20 protein-coding genes and 1 tRNA gene are annotated in these 18,722 nt (G+C 57.6%); 7 read left to right on the top strand and 14 right to left on the bottom strand.

Features of this window, described 5'->3' with window-relative positions; translation table 11 throughout:
- From LIO64_RS10010 to LIO64_RS09970, 9 genes are all read right to left on the bottom strand, one after another.
- Positions 1-1,718, bottom strand: a 1,718-nt coding sequence (locus tag LIO64_RS10010) for a VWA domain-containing protein (protein ID WP_290549300.1), incomplete at its 3' end; no start/stop codon positions are given.
- 18 nt (positions 1,719-1,736) lie between these two features.
- Positions 1,737-2,723: a VWA domain-containing protein gene (locus tag LIO64_RS10005; protein WP_290549299.1), complete on the bottom strand. Its 987-nt coding sequence runs from the start codon at positions 2,721-2,723 to the stop codon at positions 1,737-1,739.
- A gap of 6 nt (positions 2,724-2,729) precedes the next feature.
- Complete coding sequence (locus LIO64_RS10000; RefSeq protein ID WP_290549298.1) at positions 2,730-3,344, bottom strand: hypothetical protein; 615 nt, start codon at positions 3,342-3,344, stop codon at positions 2,730-2,732.
- An 18-nt stretch (positions 3,345-3,362) separates the two neighbouring features.
- Positions 3,363-4,253 carry a DUF58 domain-containing protein gene (locus LIO64_RS09995; protein ID WP_290549297.1) on the bottom strand — a complete coding sequence of 297 codons (891 nt, stop codon included), beginning with the start codon at positions 4,251-4,253 and terminating at the stop codon, positions 3,363-3,365.
- Positions 4,254-4,352: 99 nt separating this feature from the next.
- Positions 4,353-5,336 carry a MoxR family ATPase gene (locus LIO64_RS09990; protein ID WP_290549296.1) on the bottom strand — a complete coding sequence of 328 codons (984 nt, stop codon included), beginning with the start codon at positions 5,334-5,336 and terminating at the stop codon, positions 4,353-4,355.
- Between the two features lie 55 nt (positions 5,337-5,391).
- Complete coding sequence (gene gatA / locus LIO64_RS09985; protein WP_290549295.1) at positions 5,392-6,804, bottom strand: Asp-tRNA(Asn)/Glu-tRNA(Gln) amidotransferase subunit GatA; 1,413 nt, start codon at positions 6,802-6,804, stop codon at positions 5,392-5,394.
- A gap of 55 nt (positions 6,805-6,859) precedes the next feature.
- Positions 6,860-7,153, bottom strand: coding sequence for an Asp-tRNA(Asn)/Glu-tRNA(Gln) amidotransferase subunit GatC (gene gatC, locus LIO64_RS09980; RefSeq protein WP_290549294.1), 294 nt, complete (start codon positions 7,151-7,153; stop codon positions 6,860-6,862).
- Positions 7,154-7,196: 43 nt separating this feature from the next.
- Entirely contained in the window at positions 7,197-7,529 is a 333-nt protein-coding gene (locus LIO64_RS09975; RefSeq protein WP_022397158.1) for a hypothetical protein, read from the bottom strand.
- On the bottom strand, positions 7,526-8,143 hold the full coding sequence (locus LIO64_RS09970; protein ID WP_290549293.1) for a hypothetical protein: 618 nt from the start codon (positions 8,141-8,143) through the stop codon (positions 7,526-7,528). The genes LIO64_RS09975 and LIO64_RS09970 overlap by 4 nt, the downstream gene beginning before the upstream one ends.
- Positions 8,144-8,443: 300 nt before the next feature.
- Here LIO64_RS09970 and LIO64_RS09965 point away from each other — a divergent pair, with 300 nt between their 5' ends.
- Genes LIO64_RS09965 through LIO64_RS09950 form a run of 4 tightly spaced genes read left to right on the top strand, consistent with a single transcriptional unit; the run spans position 8,444 to position 12,908 of the window.
- Positions 8,444-9,292: a hypothetical protein gene (locus tag LIO64_RS09965; protein ID WP_290549292.1), complete on the top strand. Its 849-nt coding sequence runs from the start codon at positions 8,444-8,446 to the stop codon at positions 9,290-9,292.
- The gene (locus tag LIO64_RS09960; protein WP_290549291.1) at positions 9,289-10,497 is read left to right on the top strand and encodes a hypothetical protein; all 1,209 of its coding nucleotides are present in this window, start codon (positions 9,289-9,291) and stop codon (positions 10,495-10,497) included. The genes LIO64_RS09965 and LIO64_RS09960 overlap by 4 nt, the downstream gene beginning before the upstream one ends.
- Entirely contained in the window at positions 10,497-12,032 is a 1,536-nt protein-coding gene (locus LIO64_RS09955) for an SUMF1/EgtB/PvdO family nonheme iron enzyme (protein ID WP_290549290.1), read from the top strand. Before LIO64_RS09960 ends, LIO64_RS09955 begins: the two co-directional genes overlap by 1 nt.
- 30 nt (positions 12,033-12,062) lie before the next feature.
- A complete protein-coding gene (locus tag LIO64_RS09950) occupies positions 12,063-12,908 on the top strand; it encodes a hypothetical protein (protein ID WP_290549289.1) in 846 nt (281 codons plus the stop codon).
- A gap of 77 nt (positions 12,909-12,985) precedes the next feature.
- On the opposite strand, the gene LIO64_RS09945 is transcribed toward LIO64_RS09950, so the two are convergent.
- The 3 genes from LIO64_RS09945 to LIO64_RS09935 are packed head-to-tail and all read right to left on the bottom strand — an operon-like array spanning position 12,986 to position 14,923.
- Positions 12,986-14,023 (bottom strand): PDZ domain-containing protein, encoded by a 1,038-nt coding sequence (locus LIO64_RS09945; RefSeq protein WP_290549288.1) that lies wholly within the window; start codon positions 14,021-14,023, stop codon positions 12,986-12,988.
- A 13-nt stretch (positions 14,024-14,036) separates the two neighbouring features.
- Positions 14,037-14,783, bottom strand: a complete 747-nt coding sequence (locus LIO64_RS09940) for a serine protease (RefSeq protein ID WP_290549287.1) — start codon at positions 14,781-14,783, stop codon at positions 14,037-14,039.
- Positions 14,784-14,794: 11 nt separating this feature from the next.
- Positions 14,795-14,923 (bottom strand): hypothetical protein, encoded by a 129-nt coding sequence (locus LIO64_RS09935; RefSeq protein WP_290549286.1) that lies wholly within the window; start codon positions 14,921-14,923, stop codon positions 14,795-14,797.
- A gap of 187 nt (positions 14,924-15,110) precedes the next feature.
- On the opposite strand from LIO64_RS09935, the gene LIO64_RS09930 reads away from it, so the two are divergent.
- Both LIO64_RS09930 and LIO64_RS09925 read left to right on the top strand, forming a co-directional pair.
- A tRNA-Gly gene (locus LIO64_RS09930) sits at positions 15,111-15,185 on the top strand.
- A gap of 248 nt (positions 15,186-15,433) precedes the next feature.
- A complete protein-coding gene (locus LIO64_RS09925) occupies positions 15,434-15,973 on the top strand; it encodes a hypothetical protein (RefSeq protein WP_290549285.1) in 540 nt (179 codons plus the stop codon).
- 196 nt (positions 15,974-16,169) lie between these two features.
- On the opposite strand, the gene LIO64_RS09920 is transcribed toward LIO64_RS09925, so the two are convergent.
- Positions 16,170-16,541: an N-acetylmuramoyl-L-alanine amidase gene (locus tag LIO64_RS09920; RefSeq protein WP_290549284.1), complete on the bottom strand. Its 372-nt coding sequence runs from the start codon at positions 16,539-16,541 to the stop codon at positions 16,170-16,172.
- A 1,012-nt stretch (positions 16,542-17,553) separates the two neighbouring features.
- Here LIO64_RS09920 and LIO64_RS09915 point away from each other — a divergent pair.
- Complete coding sequence (locus tag LIO64_RS09915) at positions 17,554-18,102, top strand: hypothetical protein (RefSeq protein ID WP_290549283.1); 549 nt, start codon at positions 17,554-17,556, stop codon at positions 18,100-18,102.
- A gap of 260 nt (positions 18,103-18,362) precedes the next feature.
- Here the strand turns inward: LIO64_RS09915 and LIO64_RS09910 are convergent, their stop codons facing one another.
- Positions 18,363-18,713: a hypothetical protein gene (locus LIO64_RS09910; protein ID WP_290549282.1), complete on the bottom strand. Its 351-nt coding sequence runs from the start codon at positions 18,711-18,713 to the stop codon at positions 18,363-18,365.
- Positions 18,714-18,722: the final 9 nt, after the last annotated feature.

The raw sequence follows: 18,722 nt of genomic DNA, 5'->3' as shown, positions 1-18,722 counted from the left end.
TGATCCTTGTTCTGATCCTTGTTCTGATCCTTGTTCTGATCCTTGTTCTGATCCTTGTTCTGATCCTGCTGCTGCTGTTGTTTTTTCTTTTCCTCTTCCAATTTCTTCTTTAATTCCTCCAGCTGCTTGCGGTATTCGTCCAGGGCCTTGTCGTAACGGAGCATTTCTTCCTTGTTGGCGGCGGCTCCTTCATGGGAGCGGTAGGCGGAGAGGGCGTCGTCAAAACGCTTGACGGCTTCTTTGACGTGTTCCTTAGCCACAGGGATTTTTGCCAGACGGGCGTCGATCTCCTTGATCTGGTCATCAAGGGAAGAGGGCTGCGCCTGCGGTTGTTCCCCTTCCGGCTTGGAGAAGGTCATGGTTTTCCGCGCCTGGGCGGCTTCCATGTTGCCGAGGTTGAAGTGGGAGTCCGCCTGGAGGCTGGCTTTGGGGGAAAGAAGAGCTTGGGAGAAGGCTTCCGCGGCTTCCTTGGAGTTGCCGTCCTTTTGTTCCAGGCAGCCTTTGGCGAATTCCAGCGCCTGGCGCGTTTCTTCCGCCAGGTCCGGAGTGGAGAGCATTTCGTCAATGGCTTTGACGGCTTCCTCCGTTTTTCCCGTGCGGATCAGGTCCGTGACATTGTCCAGGGGGCTTGTATCCGCGCGCGCCTCCGTACCTAGCAGTCCGGCGCAGAGCAGGGCTGCGGCGCCCAAAGCGGCCATGCCGTGGCGTCCGGAACGGCGGAAGGAACGCCAGCGGGTGCCCGCAAGAAGAGTAAGAAGCAGGCAGATGAGGGCCGGAACGGCAAAAATGACGTAGCGGTCGTTCGGCACGCTGCGCACTTCCTCCCGGCCTTCCGTGACGTCCAGGCGGTCCGCGATGTCCTTGACGAAGCGGTTCAGCGCCGCTCCGTCGGAAAGCTGCACGTATTGGCCGTCCGTCTGTCTTGCCAGATATTGCAGGCTTTCCGGATTGAGCTTGGAGATGACGTGCTGGCCGCGGCGGTCGCGGTACAGGCCGGAGGGGGATTGTTCATCCGGAATGGTGGTGCCGATGGTGGTGCCGATACCGGCCGTCACGATGATGAGCTGATGCTGCCTGGCGGCTTCCGCCGTCTTGTACGTGATGTTGACGGTGTCTTCCCCGTCGCTCAGGATGACCAGGGCGTTTTTAGCGTCCGTCTCCTTGTCCCGCTTGAAGGTCTGGAGGGCCAGCCGCACGACGTTTTCCAGGTTGGTGCCCCCCTGGGAGACCCAGCCGAATTGAAGCTGTTCAATGGTTTCCTTTAACGCGTTGTGGTCATGCGTAAGGGGCATGAGCAGGACGGCGTCTCCGGAGAAGATGATGATGCCGAAGTTGTCTCCCGGCAGGGCGTCCAGCAGGTCGTAGGCTGCGGTTTTCGCTCTTCCCAGACGAGTGGGGGAGGCGTCCTTGCTGAGCATGGAGCGGGAGCAGTCAATGGCAATCAGGATGTTGCGTGATTTGGGGATTTCCTTTACCTCCGTATAGCCGTCCACCGGGCGGGCGATGGAGAGGATGGCGAAGATGGAGGCCAGCACGGCAAAGATGACGGGAAGCACCCTGTGCCAAGTGGCCGGAGCGTGAACCAGCTCCTGCCTGTAGTCCGGGGAGACGAGCACTTCCCATTTTCTGGAACGGCGGCGCCACAGCCACCATGCCGCCGCTGCCAGCAGGGCCGGTAGGATGAGCGCGTACAGAACGTTGGGATAAAGAAAGGTCATGACGGGTGGAGGATGGTGTTACGGGGCGGGAGCGGGTTTGAGGACTTGCAGGGAGAGCCCCAGAAGCGTCAGCGCGGCGCCCGTGACGAGGAAGTACATGAAGTATTCTTCAATGTGGCGGACGGTCTGCACCTTGGCCTCGCTTTTTTCCAGCTTGCCGATGGAGGTGAATGCCTTGTTGAAGGAGGCCATGTTCGTGGCCCGGAAGTGTTCCCCGCCCGTTAGCTGGGCTATTTTCCGCAGGGTGGGTTCGTCAAATTCGCTTTGCACCACCATGCCGTTGGCCAGGGTGCCTTCTTCCGTGCCCACGGCGATGGTATAGATTTTAATGCCCAGCTTGGCCGCGTTTTCCGCCGCTACCAGCGGAGATATCTGGCCGGAGTTGGAGGCTCCGTCCGTCACCAGGATGATGATTTTGGATTTGGTGTTCTTCCGGTCATCCAGCCGGGTGGCCGCCGCCGCAATGGCGGAACCGATGGCCGTGCCGTCCGCCTGGATCATGCGCGGATGAAAGTCCCGGATGATGCTGTTGACCAGGGCGTGGTCCAGCGTGAGCGGGCAGAAGGATTTGGTTTTCCCGGCAAAGCCCACGATGCCGATGCGGTCGTCCGGGCGGCTGTCCACGAACTGGGTAATGACGTGCTTGGCAGCCACCAGGCGGTTGATGGGCATGCGGTTGAGGACCATGTCCGGAGTTTCCATGGAATAGGAAAGGTCAAAGGCGATCATGATGTCAATGCCGTTGACGGTGCGGAAGGTTTTGTCCTCCACTTTCTGGGGGCGCGCCAGGGCGATGGCTAGGGCGGCGGCGGCCAGCACAAAGCAGACGGCCCCTATTTTCCCGGCCAGGGACTGTGGCGTGCGCGCCAGGGAGGAGATGAAGCGTACGGTGGGGTAGGTAATGGAGCCTTCCGCGCCCCGCCTGCGGCGGAGGATGATGAGGCACAAGATGAAGGGAAGGACGTAGAGCCATTCAGGTTGTGCGAATTGGAAGTGTTCCGTCATGGTGTGCTAGCGTTGGTTGGAGCGTGGGGAAGTCTTTTTGACGACGAGGTCCGTTTCCTCTTTCGTGCGGTGGGCGTCCGCCTCTATGTCGTTGATGAGTTGGACTGTGTTGTCCGCCAGTTCGTTGACCAGGGAGTCGTTTTCCGGGGTGTCCGGTTCATATTTCAGGGAGGCCATGCGGTCCAGCAGGTCGCGCGTGGGGGCCTGGAGTTCCGAGGGGAGCGCGGTGAGCGCGTCCGCGCGGCGGTTGAATTCCTGCTGGGTTTCATACAGCGCCGGGTCCTTGGTTTCCCCCACCAGGTATTTCCGGAGGAGCAGGGAAAATTCCACGGCGGCCTGCCTGAGGGAGGGGTGCGTTTCCCGGAGGACGGTGATGTCCCGGATGGCGGTTTCCGCCGGGCTGAGCGGCGCGGCGGGGGTGCGCCCTTTCCGGCGGATGAGCACGATGACGGCGATAGCGACGGCCAGCAGGATGGCGGCCAGCATGATCCAGATGCCCCAGGCGTCCCAGAAGCCCGCGTGCAGGTAGGCGTCCGGGGCCTGCGTCTCCATCAGGGAGGGAAAGGCCGGCGGTTCCGGAATGGCCGTGGGGGGAGTCTGGAAAGTGGCGGGGGCTGGCATGGCTGGCAGAGAAGGGGATTAGCGTGAGAATTTGCGGGACCTTCTGGAAAAGAGGCCCTGGAGGGGCGGCATGAAGTTGTCCGTGGTCTGAAGATCCAGAAAGTCGATGCCCAGGCGGCGGAAGTCCTGCGTCCATTTTTCACGATGCAGGTGCACGACGTTGGCGTGGGCATCCCGGACATCCTGGCGGGAGAGGTTCAGGAACATGCTCCGGCTGGTTTCCGGGTCTTTCAGGATGACGCGCCCGGCGTCCGGAAGGTGGAGTTCCATGGGGTCCGCGATGCGGATGGGGATAAAGTCGTGCTTGAAGTTGAGCTGGCCCAGGGCGGCCTTGTTGTGCTCGCTCCAGAAGTCACTGATCATGATGACCATGGCCGCCTTTTTCTGGGAGAGGACGAGCTGCCGGGCTACGTCGGAGATGCTCTGGTCGGCCCCGTCGTTTTCACTGGCCACGATTTCACGCACGATGCGCAGGGTTTGCTTGATGCCCTTGGCCGGGGGGATGTAACGGGAGTGGCGGTTCCCGTAAATGAGAAGGCCGCACTTGTCCCCGCTCTGGGCTGCGCTGAAGGCGAGCACCGCCGCCACTTCCGCCGCGTAATCCAGCTTGGAGACGCGGGCGGCGGAGGAGGCGTAGTGCATGGAGCCGCTGACGTCCACCGCCAGAATGACGGCCTGCTCCCGTTCCTCCCGGAAGCGGCGCACGAAGGGGGAATTCATCCTGGCCGTGACTTTCCAGTCAATGAAACGGGGATCGTCCCCCGGCATGTATTCCCGGAAGTCGTCAAAGTCCAGCCCCTGGCCGCGGAAGCCGGACTGGTATTGGCCGGCGAAGTTTTCCGTGGCCAGATGCCTGGCGCGCAGTTCAATGCGGCGCACTCGCTTGAGAATGTCTGAGGCTTTATCCATGAAGTGATCCTCCCTGTTTGAATTCAATCAGGTTCCGGTGAGGCGGCCCGCAGGGCCTGAAGGATAAGGACGGGCGGCGGGACGCCCGCCTCCGTGCCGTCACGGTACGGGGACCTTCGTCAGGATGTGGTCGATGACGTCATCCGTGGAGATGTTTTCCGCCTCCGCCTCATAGGAGAGCAGAATGCGGTGGCGCAGGATGTCATGGGCCAGGTCCTTGATGTCCTGCGGAGTGACGAAGGAGCGGTGGTGCATGAAGGCGTTGGCGCGGGACGCCAGGGCCAGGTTGATGGTGGCACGGGGGGATGCGCCCGCGCGGATGAGGCCGCGCAGTTTCACGTCCACTGTTTCCGGGAAGCGGGTGGCGCGCACCAGGTCCACGATGTAGCCGCGCACGGCGTCGTCAATGTAAATCTGGTTCACCAGGTCGCGGGAGGCCGCCACCTGTTCCGGCGTGGTGACCGGGGAGGTTTCCGGCGGCTTGGCGGAACTGGCCATGAGGTCCAGCACCTGGAGTTCTTCTTCCCGGGAGGGGTAGGTGACCAGCACCTTGAAGAGGAAGCGGTCCAGCTGGGCTTCCGGAAGCTGGTAGGTGCCTTCCTGGTCAATGGGGTTCTGCGTGGCCAGCACCAGGAAGGGGTCCGGCAGGCGGTAAGTGGTTTCACCCAGCGTCACCTGGCGTTCCTGCATGGCTTCCAGCAGGGCGGACTGGACTTTGGCCGGGGCGCGGTTGATTTCATCCGCCAGGATAAGATTGGCGAAGATCGGGCCTTTTTTGGCAGTGAACTGTCTTTCCTCCGGATTGTAGATCATCGTACCCAGCAGGTCCGCCGGCAGAAGGTCCGGCGTAAACTGGATGCGGGCGAATTGCGCGTGCAGCGTGCCAGCCATGGCTTTTACGGAGAGCGTCTTGGCGAGGCCGGGCACGCCTTCCAGAAGCACGTGCCCCTTGCACAGGAGGCTGAGGATCAATCTGTCTACCAGCGCCTGCTGGCCGATGACCACCTTGCCAACCTCCGTTCTGAGAGCAGAAATCCACGATGAGTTCGCGGCGATAATTTCGTTGAATTCTCGGGTGTCCATGATTCTTAATAGCGGGTGAGACAGTCTGCCGGGTGCTTGCGTTGAAAAATTCCGATTATTTCCCAAGGGCAAATCCGGTTTTCAACAAAAGGTCTTCCTGGAAATGGGGGGCCATCATCTGGAAGCCCACGGGGAGTTCCTTCCCTCCTTCCCTTACGGATCCGCAGGGGATGGAGATGGCGGGCAGCCCGGCCAGGTTGGCGGGGATGGTGTAAATGTCCGCCAGATAGGTCTGAAGGTGGTCCAGCGCGGAGTCCCCAATTTTGGGGGCGGGGGCCGGGGAAGTGGGACCTACGATGATGTCCGCCCTGGAAAAGGCTTCCGCAAAGTCCCTGGCGACCAGGGAGCGGACCTTCTGCGCGCGGGAGTAGTAGGCATCGTAGTAGCCGGAGCTGAGCACGTAGGTCCCCAGGATGATGCGGCGCTTGACTTCCGGGCCGAAGCCTTCTTCACGGGTGCGTGAGAAGAGTTCCATCAGCCCGCTGGCGTCTTCCGCACGTTTGCCGTAGCGCACGCCGTCAAAGCGGGAAAGGTTGGAGGACGCTTCCGCACAGGCTATAATATAATAGGCGGCCACGACGGCGTCCGCATGGGGAAGGCTGATTTCCACCAGTTCCGCGCCCAGGCTTTCCAGCTGCTTCAAGGTGTTCTGCACGGCTTCCGAAATGCCCGGATGGTTGCCGGAGGTGAAGTATTCCGCGGGAATGCCCACCTTCAGCCCCTTGATGTCCCGGCCCAGGGCGGCTTCAAAGTCCGGAACGGGCTGGTCTGCGGACGTGGAGTCCTTCGGGTCGTGCCCGGAAATGGCTTGCAGCAGGATGGCGGCGTCTTCCACCGTTTGGGTCATGGGGCCGATCTGGTCCAGGGAGGAGGCGAAGGCCACCAGCCCGTAGCGGGAAACGCGCCCGTAGGTGGGCTTGAGGCCCACGATCCCGCAATGGCCGGAAGGCTGGCGGATGGAGCCGCCCGTGTCGGAACCCAGGGCGGCGATGGCGGTGGCGGAGGCCACGGCGGCGGCGGAACCGCTGGAGGAACCGCCGGGGATGTGATCCGGGGCGTTCGGGTTGCGCGTGACGCCGAACGCGGAGTTTTCCCCGCTGGCCCCCATGGCGAATTCATCCATGTTCGTGCGGCCCAGGGGGATGCCGCCCGCCGCTTTCAGCAGGCGGATGGAGGTGGCGTCATAGGGTGCGGTATACGTGGAAAGGAGGCGGGAGGCGCAGCGCGTCGGCTGGCCCAGGATGCTGATGTTGTCCTTGACGGCGATGGGGATGCCGGCCAGGGGGCTGTCCGTATCTGCCTCCGCCGCGGCCCGGAGGGCGGCCTCGCGGTCAAAGGAGATATAGGCGTTGGTGGTCCGGTCCGCCTCAATGGCGTCCGCTGCCAGGCCGACGAGTTCAGCGGGGGAGAGTTCCTTGCGGCGCAGGCGGTCGCGCCACTGGGCCAGTGTGCCTTGAATGCTTGACATGAAAAAGGGAGGGGTAAGAACGGTTGAAACGTGAAAAGGGGAAGACAGGTCGGGGTCAGGCGGATTCCACCACTTTGGGCGTGCGGAACTGTCCCTGGGACTGCTGGGGGGCGTTGGAAAGGGCTTCCTCCTGGGAGAGGCCGGGTTCCGGCACGTCCTTCCGCATCATGTCCATGGCGGGCAGCGGATGGTTCATGGGGGAGATTCCCGTGACGTCGTAGGATTCCAGCTTGGTGATGTAGGCCAGGACTTTGTCCAGGTCCTTGGAGAAGAGGGCGGCCTCTTCCTCCGTCAGGTCGATGCGCGCCAGTTTGGCAATGTAGGCTACGTCTATTTGGGGCGTGCTCATGATGGGAACGTGCGTGATATGGGAAAAGGGAGGGAAGGGATGCTTACTGCTGTTCCAGCAGGCGGACGATCCAGCAGAAGGAGGCGGCGATGGCGCAGACCAGCAGGCCCAGCAGCATGAAATTTTCACGCAGCTCCCGCCTCATGTTGGTGGCGCGGCCGTCGCGGGCCACCACGGCGCGCAGGGCGCGGTTCTGGGTGCCTTCCCGCACGCGGTCGGGAGGGGGCATGGTGTTGCGGTCCAGGCGCATGCGGGTTTGCTGGGCCGGGCGCTTGAGAGAGGCTTCCAATTCCTGGATGCGGTTCTCAATTTCACGTGAGGCGCGGTCCAGTTCTGCCAGTTCGGAGGAACGGCGTTTGGTTTTTCTTTTAATCATGATGCGGAGGGGCTGAAGATCCAGATAAAGAAGAGGATGATAAGGGCAATCAGGAGCAGGGGAAGATGGAAGGACAGGCCCTGGAGGAACTGGGTCATGAATTCGCGGGAGCTGATGCGCACCTTGCTGGAACGGCGCACCCCCGTGAGTACCTTGGTGTGCTGCATGCGGGCGCACTGCTGGACGGCGTCCGCGAATTCCTCCTCACACCGGTCCATGACCTGCTGGCCCTGGTTGATCAGGTTTTCCGTGTTTTCAATGGGCCATTCATCCGGGCGCACGGTGCTGAGCATTTTCAGGCTGCGCGTCAGGGTCATATGGATCTGCTCCAGTTCATTGCTTTCCTGGCGAAGGCTTTCCACCTCCCTGGCAATGAGGTCCGCGGCGTTGACCATGCGGTCGCCCAGTTCATTCTGCTGGTCCATGAACCGTGCCTTGCGCAGGTGGCTTTCCTCCAGGCGGCGGCGGGAGCTTTCCACCTCCTCCTTTTCCTTCCGCAGCTGTTCCAGCCTGAGCTGGGCCTGTTCCATGTCGGCATCCACCTGGTCGTCTGCCTGGGGATGGTAGCCGGGCTCGGCGTCCATGCGGCGGTATTGGGGATTGCTAGGTCTCATATGCGGTAAAAATGATGCGGGCCGGTTACGGGGATTGCAGTGTTTCCGGCCAGTATGGGTGTGCCGGGCAATCCCTGCACGTGTTATTATTTAACTTTCACAAAATAAATCAAGCCAAGAAGAAGGTAAAAAGTGATTTTCCGGATACGGCCGCGGAAGGGAATGCGGCGGCGTTTTTTCTCCCGGCGGCATGCGTCCGGACGGGCTGCCGGGCGGCATTCCTCCCCTCATTCCCGCAAAGGTGGACTCCGTGCGCTTTTTTTATGGTCAAGGGCATGGGATTGTTGGTATGTAAGAAACATGCAGTCTGACACGGTAGAATGTAAGCCGACCATGTGGTTTACCGGCAGGGCGGTTATCATGGCGCTCATGTTCCTGGGGTTCGGAGTGTATTTTTATTACGATGCTGCCACGGGGTATCCTCAAAAGAACCTGGAGTTTTTCATGCACAAGGCCTTTGTGGACGCCGGCGCCCTGTTTGACCGTGAGGTAAGCGGGAAAGGGGCGTCCCGGGAGGACTGGGAACGCACCGTCCTGGCGCGCACGGTGGAATTCCCGGAGGGATACCAGGTGCCGTCCGGCGTGGACAGGGACGGAACGCCGTGGCCCGCCGTGCTGGCGGATTACGGGGTGATGTCCGCTCCCGGCAAGGGGTGGAGCGCCGCATGGCAGTCTTATTCCGGAGAAATGCGCTACCCCATCAAGCCGGTGGACCATCCGTATGACGACTCCAAGATTTTTGAACAATGGGTGGCCGGGAGCGTCTGCCTGGTGCTGGCCATGGTGGCGCTGTTTTTCCTGGTGAGGACCCGCGGGCGGAAAATGGTTCTCAATGACGGTCAGGTAACGGCGGCTGGCAGGGTGTTCCGCGTGGAGGATATCGCCCGGCTGGACTTGCGCCGCTGGAAGATGAAGGGGCTGGCCCTGGCGACGCTGAAACCGGAATGCGGAGGCGCCAGAATCAGGCTGGACGGCCTGACTTACGGCGGTTTCCGGAAGGAGGACTCCCCCCATAACGCGGAAGATTTCATGAAGGCCCTTCTGTCCCTTTACCAGGGAGAGATTGTTGATTATGAAGAAACTCCGGATTCAGCCGACACGTCTGCCCGGAAGGATGACGAGGAACATGCGGAGCATGATGCTGTATGAGCGATTCCCCCCCCACTGGAAAAAACGCCCGTGACCGTGCGTTTGGCATCGCCTGCTGGACGCTGGGCGCGCTGGCGTTCGTCCTCCTGCTGATGGTGGGCGTTTCCTTCAGCCTGTCCGCCCGCACGGTGGTCATGGAAAAAGTGGTGGAAGTTCCCGTGCCCGTTCCGGCGGATGATCGGCCGCAGGAACCGTCCGGGAACGTTGAAGCCGGAGACGTTGCGGAGGCAGTCCCCATCCCTGCGTCTTCTTCTGAAAAACCCCGTTCCGTGGAGGAAATGCTCCGGGATGCCGACTTGTCCGATCCGGCGCGCGATGCCGCGCCTGCGCCCGCGGCGGCCTCCGTGCCGGGAGGGGAAAGCGTTTCCGCCCAGCCTCCCCTTTCAGCGGAGAATCCGGAGGAAGTCATGCCGCCCATGACGGAGGAGGTGGCGGAGCTTGTCAAGGCGGCGCGGTACGCCCAGATAGACGGGGACTTGAAAGTGGCGGTGGTCAAGCTGGAACAGGCCCTGAGGCTGGAACCGGAAAACCCGGTGGTGCTTTATTATTACGGCCTCACGTATGAATGGCTGAGGAATGCGGACAAATCCCGGGAGTTTTTCCTGAAGGTGTACACCCAGCGGGAAAAGGCGGGGAAATACTTTGCGCGTGCGGCCCAGCACCTGCAGGCCGGTTTTTCCAGCCCCGCAGACCTGCGCGGAGATATGTCCTTCGGCACCATCCTGGAATACCGGGACCCGGAATGCCCCGCCGGGGAGCGCGTCAAGCTGATCGTGCCCATCCTGATGAAGGACGGCCTGAACGTCAGGCCGGAGGACCTGCGCGTCATCATCCAGTTTTTTGACAAGGTGAACGGAAAGAAGGTGGAAAAGACGCATGCCCCGGAACCTGCCTCCCGGTGCATCACGGAACCTGCGGACTGGGCGGACGGTGAGGAAATCATGGAGGTGACCTACTACATGCCTCCTCTGACGGAAGAAGAGACGATCGCCTACGGAAGCCTCAAGTATTACGGGTACACCGCCAAATTGTACTATAAGGGTGAACCGATGGATTGCCATGCCTCCCCGCCTGTGCTATTCTTACTGGAACAGATGAACCAGAGCTCCCCTTCCGGCATGCCTGAAATTTATGACGGCGGCCTGCTTCCCCCCGTGGAGGCCGCTCCGGTTTCGGACTCCTATGACTCCCTTCTCCCTCCCTGATGCCTGAATTATCCATGTTCGACCTCCCTCACAACTTTGGCGACTATACGCTGGTGGCGTTCATCGGCCGCACGCGCGGGGGCATTCTTTACCAGGCGATCCAGCAGGGCATGGACCGCTCCGTGTTTCTGGAACTGCTGGATCCGGACAATGCGGAAGGCGTGGACGTGGAGGATTTTCTGATGAAGGCCCGCACGCGCGCGGCGGTCAGCGTGCCGGTGCTGGGCACCGTTTATGAGGCTTCCCAGGCGCAGGGTTACTGGTTTGTCACCAGCGAGCAGCTGGGAGGGGCCTCCCTCCAGTCCATGCTGGACCGCGGGCAGACCCTGTCCATGAAGGACCTGCTGAAAGTGATTGAAACGGTCGGCACCATGTGCGGCAAGTATGAACGCCTGCAGACCGCCTTCCACGTCATGGAGCCGCGCCACATCTTTCTGGATGACAAATCTACGGTGCGGCTGATGAATACGGCCGTGCCCGGCAATTTTCATGAGGAAGTGTCCCGTGCCCAGATGAAGCGCCTGGGGGCCGACCTTCTGCCCCTGGTGACGCCTGACGTGCCCGGAAGCACCCGCATGCGCACCCTGCTGGAATGGCTGCAGGAAGGCCAGAACGGCAAGCCGATGCAGTGGGACCAGGTCATGGAGCTGGTGGCTGCGGTCCGCGAACAGCTGGGCCTTTCTCCCCGGGCCACCACCCACCGCTATACCGTTCCCGTGGACCCCCGCAGAAAATCCGGGGCCTGGATGCTCTGGACGGGAATCGGCCTGTTGGGCGCAGGGGCTGCTGCCGCTGCCATCCTGCTGTTATTTCCGCGGGAGGAAACTCCTGCACCGGCGCCTCCCCCGGCTCCGAAACACTATCCTGATTTCTCCGCCAGCGACCACACGGAAGCTCTCGTGGACATTCCGGACGTGGGGCAGCTGATCGTGGGAGCCCATGAAATTACCCTGGAATCCTACCGCCTGTTTCTGGACCAGTGGGCGCGCCTCACTCCGGAACTGAGGGAGAAATATTCCCATCCGGACCAGCCGGACAAGCAGACCGCCATGCATGTTCCCGAGGACTGGGAAGCCATGTGGAAGGCGGCCACGACCCCGGGGGAAAAATGGAAGGGCAGGAAAATAACCCCCCGCTCCCCCGTCGTCAACGTCACCTTCTGGGATGCCTGGGCATATGCGAGCTGGAAGCCCGTCGCCCCTGGAGAGCCGCGCTACCGTCTGCCTGCGCTCCGGGAATGGATGGCCCTGGGGGCCATGATGAACACGAATGAAAAAGGGGACAAGACCCTGGTGATTGACCGGTACAGCAATGATTACGATTTAAAGACGGGCGTGTGCGGGATGGCTTCCGGCGTGATGGAATGGACTTCTTCCATGGAAAAGGACCCCGCGCGCGTGAAAGAGCCGCCTGGCCCGGTGGCCTGCGGCGGGGACTGGAGGCAGCCCGGCATTACCAACCGCGTGGAATACCTGCGCTCCCGCGGCGAATGCCGGGATAACCTGGGCTTCAGAATCGTGCGGGACGTCCGCTGACTCATTTAAAACACCTACTTGACACATACCATGAAACACATCCTTGCAATGCTGCTGCTGGCCCTGGCTGGGGCGTCCGGGGCCCTGGCCCAGATTTACGTGAAAGTCGTTCCGGAAAAGAAAACCTTCCTCAGCGGGGAGGCCATGTACATGCGGCTGACGATAACCAACAATTCCGGCGTTCCCATAGAATTGAAGAGCCAGGAGTATTCCTCTTGGCTGGACATCCATGTGGAGCACTCCACCGCGGGCGCGGAAATGCCCCAGTCCAAATTTGCCATGTTCCCTCCGCTCAAGGTTCCCGCCGGCATGAGCGTCTCCCGCAAGATTGACCTGCGGCACTTCTATGACCTGTCCCGTGAGGGGAACTACCATGTGCAGGCGGTCGTGAAAATGCCCAACCAGAAGGACATCTTCGCCTCACAGAAATCCCTGTTCGCTGTCCGGACCGGCACTCCCATGTGGTCCCAGACCGTAGCCATTCCGGCCAGCGCCAAGCGGTGTTCCTTCTCCATCTGCACCATTGCCGTGCGGGGAATCCAGAAACTGTACGTGCAGACGAAGGATCCTGATACGGGCGTGGCCTATAATGCCGTGTGCATCGGAGACTGGCTGGGCACGACGCGCCCGCAGTGCATGGTGGACGGCAAGGCGAACGTGCACGTCTTCTTCCCCACCACTCCCATGCTGGGAGCGTATGCCCGCATCAACTACCGCGGAACCATGGAAAAGCTCCAGTATTACAAGAAGGTGATGGGCACCCCGTCCATGGTCTTCCTGCCGGATGGCAGCGTGCGCGTGACCGGGGCCGTCCATTATGATCCCACCGTGCAGCCCAAGACGGTGCCGGATGCCGCGGACGTTCCTGGCATGTAAATGTGTTGTTTGGTGCGGTTCTGCGTGGGAGCAGGCGCACGGGGGACCGCCCGGTTCTTCCTGTCGGAAAAAATGGTTCAGGAATTTCCCTGCGGCTTGTTCCCCGGCTGCGCTGCGTTTTTCAAAATACGCTGCACGCTTTCCTGCACCACGCGGATGGGCAGGGCGTAATTTTCCGCCCGGTTTACTCTGGCAATGTTCATGCCGACGAGTTCTCCCCTGAGGTTCAGCAGCGGGCCTCCCATCAGCGTGTACCGGGAAGGGGTGTCATGCTGGAGGACCATGGGAAAATCATCCCTGCGCCTGCTGAAACCTCCGCTGATCTGGTCGTTGGGATTCTGGGGAGTGTTTTCCCCCAGGGCCTGCCGCCGGGAACCCAGCGTAATGGTATAGGAAATCTTTTTGCCTTTGCGTTTGACGTTCAGCGTCACTGGTTCCCCGATTTTTTTCTTGGACAGAATGGGGGAAACGGCTTCCAGCGTGGTGATGGGCGTGCCGTCCACGGACAATATCTCATCCCCGGCCATGGCTCCGGCCCTGGCGGCGGGGCCGTCCTTGATGACCTCCTGGATAGAGCAGGGAGTGCCGAAAATCACGCCCATGTAGGCCGTGTCCCCATTCGGAATGGGGCGTTGCGCCGCGCTGATGGTGCCAATCTGAGGCCGTCTGGAACTGCGGGTGGTGGAACCGTTGCTGACAACCAGCGTACCCATGGCAGCCTCATGGCTGACGGGGCCGGGAGCGTCCAGGCTGGCGGCGTCCACCTTGATCAGGGCGATGTCCGTGGCAGGGTCCGTGCCTATTTCCTTGAAATGATCGTACTTGGCAGAACCTATCCGGATGACCAGGTTCTGGTGGGAGTGGAATTCCGAGGCCTTGGTGGCGATATAGCCGTCCGGGCTCAGGATAACGCCGTAAACTACCACGTCATGGCCGGAAAAAAAGACGGCGCTCAGCTCCTGAAGCCGTTGGCGGATGGGTTCAATCGTCTTGAGAACGATTTTTCCGTTGATGCGCTGTTCAAAATCCAGGCTTCCGTTGAACCCTTCCGACAGGGCGGAGGGAATCAGGGAACAGGCCAGAGGAAGCAGGCAGGCGCAGGAGGGGAATTTCATGACCATGGGAAGACTAGCTGTCCTGTTCCGGTGAGGGGGGAGGGAGGGCCTTTTCTGCGGGGGGCGGTTCCATCAGCGCGTCGAATTCCTTCATGGGAACGTGGAGGTTGTCTTCCAGGCCGGAACCGACCCGGCTGTGAATGCCGATCAATTCTCCGTTCAGGTTGAAGAGGGGGCCTCCGGAATCCCCGCGGATCAATTTGCAGTCTGTCTGGATGACGCCATTCTTGAGGGAAACCACCCTTCCCAGGCGCACCATCGGGCCGCGTTTCCGGTCCAGGCCGCCTCCGTGGCCCAGGGCGAACACCCAGTCTCCCACGCGGGGCAATTTTTCCGCCCTCTCCACCCGGGGGAGATTCTTGTTCAACTTGGTGGTGATTTCAGCCATGCCGGCGTCGGACCCGCTGTTCTGTGCCGTGGTTTTTCCGGGCAGGCGCGTTCCGTCCGGCAGGATGATCTTGAGCACGGTGTCCTGCTTGTCCACGACGTGGGCTGCGGAAAAAATCAGGCCTTTTTCCGAAACCAGAACGCCGGTGCCGCTCCCGTTGTTCACTTCAATGCAGACCAGGGCGGGAAGAACCCGGGGAAGCATTTGCTGGAGCTGGTGTTCAATCCGCTGCAGATCTTCCACGGACTGCGGCGTCGTGGAAAGAATTCCGGCGCCGTCGTCAGACTGCGCCAGCGCCTGCGTGGCTGGAACCAGCAGGGCCGCTCCATAGAGAACGGCGGAAAAACAGGGTTGCCGGAAGGCTGTGTTCATGATGGCCGGGGCTATTGTTCAGCGGCGGGAGCTTCCGTCTTCTGCTGGCCTGCCTCTCCGTTTCCCACCAGGGAATCATGATAATGCATGCCGATGAACAGACCGGCCAGTGTGATAAGGGTAATGAGCAATTCCTTCATGCTGCCACAGCATAGAATTTGTCCTTTCCTCTGACGAGAGAATTTCATGGATAAGCCACACTTTGATGCAGTTCGGCAGGAATGGGAAGGAGAGAGAGTCTGGAAAATGCCAAAATAAAGATTGCTTTTCCCCGCAAGGGGCGTATAAACCTTCCAGCGGTCGTTCCGGTCCGCTAACCCATCCAAAGCGGATGTAGCTCAGGGGTAGAGCGCAACCTTGCCAAGGTTGATGTCGTGGGTTCGAATCCCATCATCCGCTCCATTTTTTCTTTTCCAACTTGCTCCTTCCGGGCAGTTTTTTTGTGTTCATTTACTGATTTTGGCGATGAGCCAAAATAGGCAGAGCTGAATCTCTGGGTTCTGCTTTGATTGGGGACGCATTCCTTGAGCCAATAGATTACGCTATGCCCAATCATTCACTGAATCAGTAATGACCACTTATAAACGTATTGACTGCCATTCCATTATTGATATAGTGAAAGTGGTTCTGGGTATTAAAGTTATTTCGCCATGAATATATTATTTCCAATAAGCGCATGTGCTCTTCTGCTCTCCGTTCATCCTTCCATGTCGGCGGAAGAAAAAAGCATTTCTCCTCCTGGCGACCAAGCCATCACGATCCCCGATTCCCTCGACGGCTACACGCTGACTATGACGAGCAAAAAGATAAAATACGTCCATATCAGCTTTTATACTCAAAGTCTTGACAATAGAGCAATCATTAGAAATGGAGGAATTGGAGACTACTACGAAAAATATAAAGAACGTGTATCATATACTTCCGATTCCTCCTATAATGCCACGATCGTATTTTCCAAAGGCCAATGGACAAAGGGGCAAGATTCAGAAAGTTATACTTGTGAAAAAATAGGAAAGGACAGATTGATTATCAAATCCGTAAAGATAGAAAAAGGTGTTCCCTGTGCGGTTGAACCCTATTTATTCCTTTATTTTAAGACATCTGATGCAGGCAATGCTTATATTTTTGAGGAGGAAAGTATAGGGGGAAACATCTCATTCATGTTGAAAAAATTTTCAGAAAAACAGTAAACGGAAAGGGACTGCCCGAGACTGGGGCAGCCCTTCTGATTGCTAAATCGGGAGGAAGTCTCCGCAGGACGATTTTCCATGTTTCATCCTAATGAAACATGGAAAATTGCGTTATTGAGCTACGGCGTTTTATCCATCATTGTTGCAGCAATGGGGAAAACAGAAGGAGAAAAAGAACATATGTTCCGGAATCAGCTCAGGCGCCGGTTCGGATGGCATATTCTTTATCCACCATGTAGTCGTAAATGCCTGATGCGATGGCTTCCGTAATCTCTTTGTGCATATAACAAAGAAAAGGGGCACCTGACGGTGAACTAACGAAGCCTGCTTCAACAATGACTGATGCATCCGTTACCTTGCACCACGCCATAGTAGAACCATCTGTATCATATCTTTGGTGATGAGGTATATCAGTCATTTTGCTGTTGATGCGCGCGGACAAGGCTACGGCTTCTGCGTTCGTTTTTACCTTAACGCATAAATGGCCGAGCACATTTTCATCATTGTAGGCATTGGGATGAAGTCCGACCGCTACCTGAGGTGTCCAAGACTTCACTGTCGTAATCATTGCATTGAAGCCATGATCCTTACCCTGGGATGGATAGTTCCCTCTGTTGAATATTCTTACAGAAAGCTCTGTGGAATCGGCAGCCTGTGTTTGGTGCGCTCAAATTCGTTGTAAATAATATCTCCGACCGTTTGAGCGTGTCTTGATCAATAATCGTATTCTCCTTCATAATTTTCATTAAAGGGTGGCTGAAACAGAGCTCCGGGATCGCCACCACCGTGACCTACTTCAATAGCAATTCTTATTTTTCGTACTCCTGACGAACTGTTGGCCTCCTGGGGACACTCGATGTGGAAGGGAGGCTGGAATTGAACATGTCCCGGTTCTGGGTCATCATTTCTTTGGCTTCATGGGTATCTGATAATTCAGTTTGCCTGGTATTATTGTTTTGTTTCTCGTTTGGAGGCTGGGCTACTGTCTTTCCCAGCAGACACCTGTCTCCCGGGAAAATCTTTTATTGATGTCTCTTCTTGCCTTGCCGCACAGCGCTGCAAGAAAGAAGACGCCTCCATCCTTGACACCATTCCATTCACCCCGCAACCGAGAAATTCCCATTTACCCCTCTATAGCTAACCGGCCACCGGAAATCGTTCCCGCTCCCTCTCCAACATCTCATTTCCTCTTCATCCTGAAAATTCCAAAAAACGTCTCCGCCACATCCGGAATTGCATATGGTAAAGGGAATTTCGTTCTTTGATCATCCCTTCATCCATCATCATGAATGAAAAGGAGCTCAGAACCTGGTACCCGGTAAAGTATTTCTCAAAAGCTCGTTCAATCGCTTGTCCATCTACTTTCCTTGGTAGCTTACTTCTGGAGAATTGTGCAAAGCTGAAACTCTGGATTCTGCTTTGATCGGTGACATATTCTGTGAACCTATAGATCACGCGACTATAATTGGGCGAAATCCAATTAAGTGGAAAATCAACAATGATCCATGATAATCATGTTGATTACTATTCCATCATTGATATATAGTAAAAATGATCCTGATTATTAGAGACAATTTACCATGAATATATTATTGCCAATAAGTGTATGCGCTTTTCTGCTCTCCGTCCATCCTTCCATGTCGGCGGAAGAAAAAAGCATTTCTTCTCCTAGCGACCAGGCCATTACAATCCCCGATTCTCTTGACGGGTATACGCTGACCATGACGAGTAAAGAGTTAAAATACCTTTATATCAGCTACTATCAGCTTGATCTTGACAATGGTGCAATCGTCAGAAATGGAGGAATTGGAGACTACTACGAAAAAAATAAAGAAAACAAAATACAAGGAGCATATACTTCAAATTCTCCCTACGATGTTACCATCATATTTTCCAAAGACCAATGGACAAAGGGACAGAATTCAGGAAGTTATACTTGTAAAAAAATAGGGAATGACAAGTTGATCATCACATTGGAAGAGATAAAGAATGGGGAACCTTCACTGGTTACCTATCTATTATTCCTTTATTTTAAGACATCTGATGCGGGCAATGCCTATTCTTTACTGGAAGAAAGTATAGGGGGAAACATCTCATTCATGTTGAAAAAATCTTCAGAAAAACAATAAACGGCTATTTCAAATGGTTGTCGTATTTCCGGTTTTTCCGGAACACGCATAAGTAAATGCAGGAAACGGAAAAGGACTGCCCGAGACTGGAGCAGCTCTTCTGATTGCTAAATCGGGAGGAAGTCTCCGCAGGACGATTTTCCATGTTTCAAGAAGGGAATCGTGTGTTTTATCCCGAAGGAATCTCATGCCCCTTTCCTTGACCAGGAGGAAGAAAGACGCAATGCCGGAAAATAGCGTCACACTATTTTATCAGATAATTACCTGATAAATGCCCTCACGTCCGATTCGTGTGATGAATCGCCCTCCATCCGATACGCCTCTCCATTTTTCCATCTGTGGCCTGCTTCATCAAGAGCAGGCTTTTTATTAGGGTCAACGCCAAAATCGGTGGGAAGAATGATTGTTTCAATTCCTTTTACTTCACTCTTGCGAATGCTTATCCACCGACCGATGTTGACGTTGAGCCGAAAACCCTGGACAATACATAGAAGAAGGGAAATTCCTTTTCCGCTGCGCTTCGGAAAATATTTCAACCCGAAGGCCGGGAAACCGGGCAGGCCCGGTTGATGGAAAGCACAGCTTGAAACCCGCAGGGTGAGTGAATCCAAAGGATGAAC

The organism is Akkermansia sp., from assembly GCF_020860705.1.
Lineage (GTDB): Bacteria > Verrucomicrobiota > Verrucomicrobiia > Verrucomicrobiales > Akkermansiaceae > Akkermansia.
Note: the sequence above shows the minus strand (reverse complement) of the source record. Positions and strands in the feature narration are given on the sequence as shown.